Source organism: Arthrobacter sp. HMSC08H08 (assembly GCF_001807575.1).
Taxonomy (GTDB): Bacteria; Actinomycetota; Actinomycetes; order Actinomycetales; family Micrococcaceae; genus Pseudoglutamicibacter; species Pseudoglutamicibacter albus.
On sequence record NZ_KV789380.1, the window covers coordinates 1 to 1,129 of the forward strand.

Annotated in this window: 1 pseudogene; it reads left to right on the forward strand. The window is 52.3% G+C overall.

What is annotated here, in order from left to right:
* Positions 1 to 301: 301 nt before the first annotated feature.
* Positions 302 to 1,129 (forward strand): annotated as a pseudogene (locus HMPREF3175_RS10440) (IS3 family transposase); the annotation flags it as partial.

A 1,129-nucleotide genomic window follows, 5' to 3' on the forward strand; every position in this document is an offset into this window, starting at 1 on the left:
CACCACCACCAGAAAACACCCCAAAAACCCGAATCTGGTGAATGTTGAATTCAAATTAACCAAACTCCAAGCGCAGTAACAGGAGTGCGATAGCTACCCCTTAGTAACCAAGGAATTATGTGTTGCGGGAGCGGATGTGTTCGCGGAGCTTTCGAACGCGATTTTCAGTCCGGCGATAGCCGTGTCCCATGCATCTCGACGTCACTTCACTACCCTTTTAGGCACTAAGGGATAAGGCAATGGAACACCAGTGCGAGTCATGCCTAGCTTCAGGCTGAAGTGTCCTGGGTTTAGTGGGCACCTCAACGAAGCAGAGCGTGGTTTCCCCACTTCACCCAACATCGTAAAGCCTCAGGACACATCCCCAGGGACAGGACCTTAAGTCACATAGCCTGCTCATCCCAGAGATTCAGCGTGTGCATGCGCAGAATTTCTCGGTCTGTGGCATTCGTAAAATATGGCATGCGATGAACCGTGAAGGCCTCCACATTGATAGGGACTCAACCGAGCGGCTGATGAAGCTAGCAGGAGTGCACACTCAACGACCTGGGCGTCGCGCAGGGGCGCTGATCAGTCCGAAGACCTCTGATCAGCATCCAGACTTAGTGAAGAGAAATTTCCGTGGGCACGCACCGAGACGGCTGTTGGTTGCCGATATTACCTGTGTTCAGACCTTGTCGGGATGCCTGTACACCGCGTTTGTAGTTGACGTTTTCAGTAGAACTGATCGTCGTTGTTGCTACATGCTCCACGAGACGTACCGATGCGCTGCTGATGGAAGAATGCAATGGTGCATGCCCACCCAGCTGACGGTCAGACCCACTCTCAGCACGGATACAGCACCACAGTGATCGGGACAGTCATTACGTGTCATTGAAATACTCGGCGGCTCTAGCTGAATCCGGAATCCGAGAGTGTAGGAACGGTAGACAATTCTTATGACAACGCTTTGAGTGAGACAGTCCAACGCTCGTTGCAACACTGAACTCATTCACACCTGCCGCCTGTGGATGTAAGCAGGAGAAATAGAACTCGCCACCTTAGGGTGGGCACAAGGGTGGAACACCCAGCGTCTTCACCAAGCATTGGACTATATCACCCTGAGGTGTCCCAGGTTTTGTTCCGTTTG